Consider the following 10,381-nt stretch of genomic DNA (forward strand, 5'->3'; position numbering starts at 1 on the left):
CATCGCTGTACCTTCCTTGTGAATTGTAGAGGAGTGCCAAATTGTTCAGGCTAGTTGCCACATCGGGGTGTTCATCCTCCAGCAGACGTTTTGTCATCGCCAAAGCTTCGATGTACAAAGGTTCGGCATCGCTGTACCTTCCCTGTGAATCGTAGAGGAATGCCAAATTGTTCAGGCTACTTGCCACATCGAGGTGTTCATCCCCAAAACGTTTTCTAGCAGCTGATAAACATTGTTCAGACCAAGGTAAGGCTTGGGCGTAAGCTCCTTGTCCTTTGTAAAATCTACTTAAGCTTGTAAAAGGCCATATTAAATCATCATCACTTAACCAAGCTTGGTAAACTGTGGCAGCTTCCCCAAGGTGAGGGATGGCAAGAGTTGCTTGAGCAATTTCTTTCAATGTGGGTGTCTGAGGAATATCCTTGGCTACGGCTCCCATTGCTTGACAATAGCCGTGCTTGAGTTCATCTGCTTCAGCTAACTCTTCTAACTTGTCACTCAAGAATTGTCGAATCAGCTGATGCAGTTGGTAAGTTTCTTCTCCAGTGCGCTGAAGTAAACTCAGATTCACTAGGTAATCATCTCTGACATCTTCTAAATCTTCTGAGTCTTGGTTGGGTAAACACCTTTCCACTAAATACCAAGGAATTGGAGCTAGAGCAAAAATACTGAGCAAACACCCCAAATTTTGGGCTTGGTTATCTAGTTCCTGCCAACTTAATTCAAAAGCAGCAACAACTTCTCGTTGTGCTGTCATTTCTGCCGATGGCTCTTGCATTGAACGATGTGTTAGCAGCTTATCTGCTAATCTTTGCCGCATTTTAGCTAGAGAGACATCCGGTTTCCGTTGTAAATATCGCGCTACTAACTCTAAACCTAAAGGCAAAAATCCTAAATCAGCACAGAGTTGTTTTGCTTGGTGTAGTTCCCTTTGTATACGCTCATCCCCAACAAAGGAAACTAACAATTCCAAAGCAGCTACTTCCTCTAACACTTCTAAGCATAACCGCTCAAAAGACTGCCCCAACCACTGTTGCCGTGTGGTTATGAGTATTTTAAACCTTGGCTCACTTGGCGGTAGGTAGGGTTTTACCTGCTCATATTTACTAACATCATCGAATACTAACAGTACATCCCCTGTTTGCCATTGCGGCCAGATGTAATTAATTTGAGTTAGTAAATCCTCATCCTCTGGTAGCGGCAAACCTAACTTGGCTCTAGCAAACGCCACAATCTGAATTCCCAAATCTTCATCCCTCACCCGCAACCAGCAAACCCCGCCTGGGTATGTGGCTTTCTGCCAATGATGTTGAGCATATTGCAGCGCTAGTTCACTTTTGCCGATACCACCCATGCCAGTAACAGTAGTAATGGCGACTCGTTGCGTTTGCTGCAACTGTTGGTGTAGCGTTGCAAGTGCTTGTTCTCGTCCGACAAACTTTTTAACGCCACTGCGGGGAAGATTTTGTGGTGAAGTGAGCGTTCCTACACGATACTCTTCTCTATCTCCATCCCAATTTTGCTTATATAAATAGATGGGAGCTTGGTTTTTGTTTAATTGCTCCAAACGCTGTTTAACTTGTTCGGCAATTATTTTCATATTCGGCGGAAAAATTTCAGTAGATGCTTCCTCTAAAGCCTCCCGCACTGCTTGAGAAAAGTATCCTGTTTTATTTTCAGAATTTACCTGAGCTTTTTCTCCTTCGCGCGCAGCCAGTAACACAAAATGTTGAGCATCTGTCCTTGGCTGACCACTCAAAAAAGCTTTGCCACCTAAGTTAGTTGGTCTTCCCTTTGACTCTAAAACATAATTGGCACAGGCATCAATAATACAAATATGATTACGAATCTGAAATTTGTCGGAACCCAGCAAAACTAATAAAGAATTAAAATCTAAGTTCTGCCAATTCTGTTTATTTGCATCAGCACAAAGCAACCGACGCTCTCGTTCTGAGGTAATCAAACCATGTCCCGCCCAAAAAATGTAGAGTAAATCCCCCGACTTTGGGGATAAAAAGTTAGTCACAATGTCGGAGATATTTTGCTCTGTTGCTAACTCTACATTTAACCCACATTCCCCAATTAACTGATGATTTTCTTCCAGTGCTGATAAACATAACCGGATATTCTCCTTCGGTACACCATGTAGATGCAGCCAATGAGCAAATTTCAACGCGTCATCGGCTGGCCCCCCACCCGTCACATTCCAAGCAGATTCGTGGTACTTTTCAATACCCACAATTAAGCCAAATGTCCGCTCAGGTTTAGCCATCAACTGCATGATGACCTAGCCTCTCACGTTATGAGGAATTACACATAAGAGATCGCCCAACCTACTTAAAAAGGGGGCTTTTAGCGTTTCTCCTACGGTGTACACACAAGTCTGAAGTAGTTTAAAAAGCTGGTTTTTACCCCACCCTAACCCTCCCCTTGGAAAGGGGAGGGAACTAGATTTCCGGCTTCTCCCCTTTCCAAGGGGGGATTGAGGGGGGTAATTCGACTTGTCTGCACACCTTAGCCTTGTATAGGAGAGGTTTGGAGTGGGGTTTTCTAGATACCGTAAAAAGTAAACCATTATGGCAACCTCGAAATAATCGCCTCCCAGGTTTTGGCATTTGTCCAATAAGCACCGTGGGACCGGGGAAACGGTTGTCTGCTATCCACTCGCACATCCTGCACGCGCTCAGGGAAAATTTTATTACCCACGTAACTGAGAAAATCGCGTAAATCGTAGATATTCAACCATTGCGGGAAATGCTCTGGCAATAACTGCCCATATTCTAAGCTGTAGAGGGCGTTAATCTCATATAAAAATGGTGCTTGGGAACCAACTGTTACCAATAATTCCACCTGAGACAACTGCTGCTGCACTAGCAAATCTACACAAGCGATACCTCCCAAGCTATGGGCGATTAAAACCACTGGCGGTTCTGCTTGGGCAATTTGTTCTTGGATAAACCCCCTGATTTTTTCACCCCGTGTCTGATACAACAAAATATCACCAGGCATAGGGGAAATTTTATCAGTTAGCTCAAGGCGGTTTCCTCTGACATAATTTGTTCCGCCGTGCTGTGCTAGTTCAACAAATGGCTTTAATAACCAGCTACCCAATCCTAACTCCGCCTCTCCCAAAGCCAGAGTTAGCAATTCCACAACTTTATCTCGCAATTGGGCATCGGTGAGTATGGGGGGAAATTTTTCTTGCTGTTCGCTAATAAACATTGCTTGAGCCACAACTGCTCTAGCTATTGGTGCATAATATTCACTCAAATCAGATTCGGAAACTGTGAGCAACGCCTGTTCATACGGTTCACTGCGAATCACAACCTCTCGTGCTGGCTCAAATACCTCTGCAATTCCCGCCTCTTGCAACTTAGCTTGCAGTTGAGATGCCGGAGTGAGACTGGCTACACGAGATTGTAAAACATCCCCTGGTTCTTCCCCAAAGGGATTTCCTGACTCAATCGGTTTCAAGGACAACAGCCGCAATTCATACAAAGGATCGCGGTATAATTGCCCCCACAATACAATATCTGCGTCTTCTTCTCCTTGAGATAAAGCCAGTGTCGCATTCTCCAAGGGTACTGATGCCCGATTATCATTGAACTTTGCACCTAATACACCCCAAAGGCAGGGAGAAACTTTGATATCAGGACGTTGGGCGTGAATCTTTTGCTCAATTATCTGAAACGTTTCGTTGTATTCTCGTTCCCTAATGCCTGTGCCATGTACAAATATTACGGTAGTCACAATAATTCGTAATTTATAATTCGTAATTCGTAATTTTTACCCCATACCTGAGTTAGGAGCTTGAAATAATGATACTACGCGTTTTTATATTTCCATTGATGAATCAAGAGGCTTGTACCTATTTAATTACGAATTACGAATTACGAATTACGAATTACGAATTATCGCTTGGTTTATTAAATACTTCTAAAATCTGGCGGCAAATTTGTTTGAGCTTATCCTCGATTTCATCAGAAGGCGAAGATGCACCGACAACACTCCAGTTTTCTACCGTAGAAAGTCGCCACGCTTCACCGCGATGATCGAATCCAGCTACCTCTACACCGATCGCACGGCGGGAATTATTGATGGGATCTTGATAAAATCGGATTTGAATTAAAATACTGCGACTTCGCCAAGATTTGCTGATACCAGGAAAGTGAAAGCCAATATCTATAGAATCTGGATCGACTAACTCCCTGGTTTCCGGGTCATTTTTCCAGGGTTTGAGATCAGATTTGGCATCAGGAAACTCGAATTTGAACAAATTAACCACCGTAGCAATGTTGCTGGCGAGTTCAAGGTTCGTTGCCTGTTCAGCTGCGTTCACTAAAAAACACTCCTATTTTGCGTCGGCATCTTCCGGGATGTGAAGACAGAAAAACCGCCAGAAGGCTTATCTTATTGGTGTTTCAGCTTATCAAGACCTTTGAGATTTAGCAACTCTAAATCATACTTCCCTAACAATCCTGGTTACTAGACAGTTACCAAAAATCGCTTCTTGTTGGGATGGGTAACACCTATTAAGTAATTGTACTTAAAAATTCCTCAAAAGCAGATGAAACTCTGCCGTTTGTAAAAAATATCGAGATTTTCTGCAAAATCCTTGGCTGACAGGAACGATAAATTACGCTAGCGATCTAAAATGACACTGTGAATCGGCAAAAAAACAGTAATCAATTTCAATGTATGGCGCGTCAACGCTCGATTTTTTCATTTTTCCTAGTATTATTGGCCACATTCCTCATTAGTTGTGGCGGCCCTAGTGTCACGGTGGCACCTCCAACTTACACAGCAACGCAACTTGAAAGAATTCAAGCATACGTTCCTGAAATTCAGGCTGTGCGCGATCGCTCACAAGAGTTGAAAAGCCTGATCCAAAAAGGTGATTGGATCAATGTGCGTAACTTTATACATGGGCCCATCACAGAAGCAAGGCTGAACCTGACTTATGTCACTCCCAACCTTCTGCCCAAAGACCAACCCGCAGCACGTAAGATAACGCGAGATTTGTTTAACGACCTGGTTAAACTTGATAAAGCTACTAGTGCTGGCAATCCTCAAGTTGCCCTGAGTAACTCCCAAGCTGCTTTCGCAGACATTGACAAATTCCTCGATCTGCTTCCTAAAACAGAAGAGAGTTAAGAGTTAGGAGTTAGGAGTTAGGAGTTAGAATTTTTAACTTCTAACTCCTAACTTTTTATTTTAAGCACAAGTCATGAATGTAGTTATTATCGGTTGTGGTGTAGTTGGGGCTGCGATCGCCTATGAACTTAGTCAAGTAAAAGGGCTAAAAATCACAGTTTGCGATCGGCAACCACCAGCACAAGCTTCTACGGGTGCTGCACTCGGCGTTTTGATGGGCGCAATCAGCCAAAAAATCAAAGGCAAAGCTTGGCAGATGCGGCAAACTAGCATCCAACGCTATGAAACTTTGATTCCTGAACTAGAAGCTTTAACAGGTCGCAAAATCCCTTTTAATCGCCAGGGAATTCTCATGCTTTTGTCTGATTCATCCCCAGACCGGATCTCAGCATGGGAAAAGCTAATAGAAATTCGCCACACTCAAGGCTGGCATTTAGAAATATGGGACACTGTTAAACTCCAGAATATCTGTCCTCAAATTAATAACGAAAAAATTACTGGTGCTGTCTATTCTCCCCAAGACCGCCAACTCGATCCAATTGCTCTCACATTAGCTTTAGTTGAGGCTGCCCAGCAAAATGGTGTAACTTTCAAATTTGGCGTGACTGTTTTGGATGCCCAAGCCTCACCAGATGAATCTTCTCCCCAATTTTGCAATCAACTTGAGACGACAGAAGGAAAAATAACCGCAGATTGGTTTGTAATCGCAGCGGGGCTAGGTTCAACACCATTGACGGCAAAATTAAATCAGATAATTGATATCCGCCCCGTACTTGGGCAAGCGTTGCAAATGCAAGTAGGGCATCCGTTAGGCAATCCCGACTTCCAGCCGGCCATTACAGGTAACGATGTCCATATTGTTCCTGTGGGTGGTGGAGATTATTGGGTAGGCGCAACAGTGGAATTTCCCAGCAATGGCGATGAGATACCGCCAAATCAAGAACTGCTGGAATCTGTTAGAGAACAAGCGATCGCATTTTGCCCAGAGTTAGCCACAGCAACTATTCTCCGCACTTGGTCGGGGTTACGTCCCCGTCCTGAAGGACGACCAGCCCCAGTTATTGGTAAGTTGCCAGGGTTTAGTAACATCCTCCTAGCTACAGGACACTATCGCAACGGCGTTTTACTAGCACCCGCTACAGCTTATGCGATTCGTGAGATGATTATTCCTCAGGGAGTGTGGGGATGAGGGAGATGAGGGAGCAGAGAAAGCAGGGAGAGAAAGAAGAACTCATGCCCAATCCCTTTTATAAAAACATCTTTTTATCTTTGTGCCTTTGTATAAGGCTTCTACATTCAAAATCCATAGGAAAATAGCGTGTCAATAACAGAACATAAAATCAATGTAGATTCACTGGAATGGTTTTATCGGGAATCTTCACCAATTGGCAGAACTGACTTAGCGCCTGTGGTGTTGCTACACGGCTTAGTTTCACAAAGTTACAGTTGGCGTCATATTATACCTGCTTTAGGGAGTCAAGGTACAAGAGCGATCGCTCCAGATTGGATTGGTTATGGCTTTTCTGCAAAACCAGAAAAACGAGATTTTGCTTACACTCCCGATGCTTTTATTACAGCTTTAGAAGGATTTATCAGAGCTTTAGAACTTGAGCATTTTTCTTTAGTTGTCCAAGGATTTTTAGGTTCTGTAGGGCTACAATATGCCTTGCGTCATCCAGAACAAATTGCCAATTTAGCTATTTTAAATACACCAATATCAACTACTGCCAAATTACCCTGGAAAATTAAACAAATGGGTCTACCTTTGGCCGGTGAAGTAATGACCCAAGATCCCCTATTAGTTGACCGGACACTAGAAGGTGGAAGCCGTTATCGCATAGGAGATAAGGATTTAGATATTTATCGAAAACCATTTTTGAAAAGTTCTTCATCTGGGCGGAGCCTCTTATCAAGTATTCGCAATTTACAGCTTGATTCAGCAATGAAAGAAATCGAATCTGGCTTTAAAGAATGGCAACAGCCAATTCTGATTCAATGGGGGATGATTGACCCTTGGCTACCTGTAGATATTGCCGAAAAATTTGCCAATTCCGTACCAAATACCGAATTAATAAAACTTAATAACGTCGGACATTATCCTCAAGAACACTACCATGAGGCGATTTTGGAAGACCTTCTACCCTTTGTGCGTCGTAAAGATGCTCATTGACAATATACTTTTGGCAAAAATCGATATTATAAAAATGAAACCACAGATAAATACGATGATTTATCTGTGGCAAAGAAATTAATTCTGAATTTTTGCCAGAATTATAATGTTATCCCCGCCTGCATTTGTGAACTTATTATTACCATTAAAAATGGATCACAACCACAAGTAAAGGAGTTTAGGATTAATGGCTTATTCATGGTTTAAAGCCTTTCATATTGTCGGATTTGTAGTTTGGTTCGCTGGTTTGTTTTACTTGGTACGTCTTTTTATCTATCACGTTGAAGCGAACCTTGAACCTGAACCAGCAAGAACGATACTGAAAAATCAGTATCAAATTATGGAAAAGCGCCTCTACTATATCATCACTAACCCAGGAATGTTTGTGACGATCGCAATGGCCATCGGTTTAGTAAGCACTGAACCGGATATTTTAAAAGAGGGTTGGTTGCATATAAAACTGCTGTTTGTTGCTATTTTAATTGGCTATCATCATTACTGCGCTCGGCTGATGAAGAAATTAGCAGTAGATGAATGTGGCTGGAATAGTCAGCAATTACGTGCTCTAAATGAAGCACCCACAGTTATGTTAGTGGCGATCGTCCTGCTGGCTGTGTTTAAAAATAATCTACCTACAGATATCGCTGCTTGGGCTATTTTCGCCATGATTATTTTGATGGCAGTCACTATTCAACTTTACGCCAAAAAACGCAGGCAGGATAAAGAGAAATTGACGGCGCAGATAGGGCAACCACAAGAACAAAGTTAAACAAACCTCTCCCTACTTTGAACTTTAGTTCAAGTCTGTCCCTCTCCGACTCGGAGAGGGATAGGTTTTGTGTTTCACTTTAACTTGACACTTATAATAGCTGTGCTACCAATTAACCATTACCTCATCCTGGAAACGTTTTCAGTAAATCATCCCCAGGAATCACACTAGTGTAAAAAGTATATTTGCGATTAGCGACATAACGGCGGTCTTGTTTAATAATCGCCATAAACTCTCTATGTCCCTCACGAGTACGTCCCACTAAACAACCCGCACTGGCAAGGCGAATATCATTCCGGGGAAAATCAAAGCCGTAGTGTTGATTCACATAAAAATTATCACCTGTATCAAGTTTGTCGCCAGTCCGTTTAAAATCTTTGTTGAAATCTCTACAAACAGTTATATCTCCAACTTGCACTAATGCTTCGTGAGGTTCTGCTGTGCCGTGAGTACCAACAGCCCAAGCTTTGTATTGCCCAAACTGAATCCTAGCTGCTCCTTTGGAATTCATCGGTTTATAAGTGTAGTACTTCCCTGGTTCTGTAGTAGCTTCCCAATGATCTACGATTTTGGGAACACCATTTACTACTTCAATGACAATCCGCCGATCATTAAATTCGTTGGCTGCATCATTGTTGAGAGTCCAGTCTGCATTTATACCCTCTATATAAACAATGTTGTATTCTTTTGGATTGGTAAATACCTCATAATTTTTAGATAGCAAGTATTTTACAATCCTGCTGGCAATGTCATTACCAAGTTTTAAAGAGGGTTTAGGAAGATCGTCTGGTTTGGTTTCAATCAGTTTTTTGGCCGTGACTGCTCCTAAAAAGCCACTCTCTTCAGTCTTTATTAATTCTTGAAATTTTTTGAGAGATATCACAGAAATAGGGCCAAATTTACCATCGGCTGGAGGTTCTAGCAAACCTAAGCCGATTAACAATATCTGAATCTGACGAGCCAAGTCTGCATCCTCTGCGATCGCATCAAATGACCATTTTTCATCTTTTCCCAAGAAATCTTGTAGTTTCATTATGCACCTGCTTTCATTTACTTAGTTCTAAGTATAAACTTCATTTTAAAAATTGATGTTGTCTGAAACTATACTCTAGCCCGAAACAGGATGGCACAATTTTTACTATTAATTTATGATTGGGTACGCAAAAATTCACAGAGATGATACTCAAGAAAAAACTATTTATTGGGAATATATATGAAATTTCTTCCGTAATTTTTAGAAGATATACATAAAAATGATGAGTATAAAGTTGTACTGGAAGATGTGAAAAATATTCTCTGGCTGCTAGATCGCACATTGCTTCAATGCAATCCTTGACATAGGCTACATTAGTAATTAGCTCAACTCGTCGTCAGGCATCGCTTCTGTCAAACCCAAAATGACTAACGAAGAACTGCTGCAAATTATTAAACAAGCTGTCAGAGACAAGGTGGGGAAATTAGACCTTTCTGGCAAAGGCTTAAGAACGCTGCCATCGGAAATTGGGAAACTCACTAACCTGGAAACGCTCGACCTCCGCCGAAATCAACTGAGCAGTCTGCCACCAGAATTTGTCCAACTCACCAACCTGCAATTCCTTGACCTTGGCAGTAATCAACTGAGCAGTCTGCCACCGGAAATAGTCCAACTCACCAACCTGCAATCCCTCAAGGTCTACAGTAATCAACTGAGCAGTCTGCCACCAGAAATCGGACAACTCACCAACCTGCAATCCCTCAAGGTCTACAGTAATCAACTGAGCAGTCTGCCAGCAGAAATTGTCCAACTCACCAACTTGCAATCCCTCGACCTCGACAGTAATCAACTGAGCAGTCTGCCACCGGAAATAGTCCAACTCACCAACTTGCAATCCCTCAACCTTGGCAGTAATCAACTGAGCAGTCTGCCACCGGAAATCGGACAACTCACCAACCTGCAATCCCTCGACCTCAACAACAATCAACTAAGCAGTCTGCCACCGGAAATTGTCCAACTCACCAACCTGCAATCCCTCAACCTTGGCAGTAATCAACTGAGCAGTCTGCCACCGGAAATAGTCCAACTCACCAACCTGCAATCCCTCAACATCCGCAGAAATCAACTGAGCAGTCTGCCACCAGAAATCGGACAACTCACCAACCTGCAATCCCTCAAGGTCTACAGTAATCAACTGAGCAGTCTGCCAGCAGAAATTGTCCAACTCACCAACTTGCAATCCCTCGACCTCGACAGTAATCAACTGAGCAGTCTGCCACCGGAAATAGTCCAACTCACCAACCTGCAATCCCTA

Annotated in this window: 9 protein-coding genes; 5 read left to right on the forward strand and 4 right to left on the reverse strand. The window is 42.7% G+C overall.

Going from position 1 to position 10,381, the window contains the following annotated elements:
* From ACEYW6_RS05100 to ACEYW6_RS05110, 3 genes are all read right to left on the reverse strand, one after another.
* The coding region (locus ACEYW6_RS05100) for a tetratricopeptide repeat protein (protein ID WP_412978877.1) at positions 1-2,272 on the reverse strand (2,272 nt) is incomplete at its 3' end.
* 302 nt (positions 2,273-2,574) lie between these two features.
* Positions 2,575-3,750, reverse strand: coding sequence for a hypothetical protein (locus ACEYW6_RS05105; RefSeq protein ID WP_412978878.1), 1,176 nt, complete (start codon positions 3,748-3,750; stop codon positions 2,575-2,577).
* A 154-nt stretch (positions 3,751-3,904) separates the two neighbouring features.
* Positions 3,905-4,339, reverse strand: coding sequence for a hypothetical protein (locus ACEYW6_RS05110; protein ID WP_335002907.1), 435 nt, complete (start codon positions 4,337-4,339; stop codon positions 3,905-3,907).
* A 323-nt stretch (positions 4,340-4,662) separates the two neighbouring features.
* Here ACEYW6_RS05110 and psbQ point away from each other — a divergent pair, with 323 nt between their 5' ends.
* The 4 genes from psbQ (at position 4,663) to hemJ (ending at position 8,093) form a co-directional block, all read left to right on the forward strand.
* Positions 4,663-5,154: a photosystem II protein PsbQ gene (gene psbQ, locus ACEYW6_RS05115; RefSeq protein WP_412978879.1), complete on the forward strand. Its 492-nt coding sequence runs from the start codon at positions 4,663-4,665 to the stop codon at positions 5,152-5,154.
* Positions 5,155-5,227: 73 nt separating this feature from the next.
* Positions 5,228-6,343 (forward strand): NAD(P)/FAD-dependent oxidoreductase, encoded by a 1,116-nt coding sequence (locus ACEYW6_RS05120; protein ID WP_412978880.1) that lies wholly within the window; start codon positions 5,228-5,230, stop codon positions 6,341-6,343.
* Positions 6,344-6,472: 129 nt separating this feature from the next.
* A complete protein-coding gene (locus tag ACEYW6_RS05125; protein WP_412978881.1) occupies positions 6,473-7,324 on the forward strand; it encodes an alpha/beta fold hydrolase in 852 nt (283 codons plus the stop codon).
* Between the two features lie 187 nt (positions 7,325-7,511).
* On the forward strand, positions 7,512-8,093 hold the full coding sequence (hemJ, locus tag ACEYW6_RS05130; RefSeq protein ID WP_412978882.1) for a protoporphyrinogen oxidase HemJ: 582 nt from the start codon (positions 7,512-7,514) through the stop codon (positions 8,091-8,093).
* A 124-nt stretch (positions 8,094-8,217) separates the two neighbouring features.
* Here hemJ and ACEYW6_RS05135 read toward each other — a convergent pair whose 3' ends face one another.
* Positions 8,218-9,126, reverse strand: a complete 909-nt coding sequence (locus ACEYW6_RS05135; RefSeq protein ID WP_412978883.1) for a peptidoglycan-binding protein — start codon at positions 9,124-9,126, stop codon at positions 8,218-8,220.
* A gap of 364 nt (positions 9,127-9,490) precedes the next feature.
* Here ACEYW6_RS05135 and ACEYW6_RS05140 point away from each other — a divergent pair.
* Positions 9,491-10,381, forward strand: an 891-nt coding sequence (locus ACEYW6_RS05140; RefSeq protein WP_412978884.1) for a leucine-rich repeat domain-containing protein, incomplete at its 3' end; no start/stop codon positions are given.

The organism is Nostoc sp. UIC 10607, assembly GCF_047228265.1.
GTDB lineage: Bacteria > Cyanobacteriota > Cyanobacteriia > Cyanobacteriales > Nostocaceae > Nostoc > Nostoc foliaceum_A.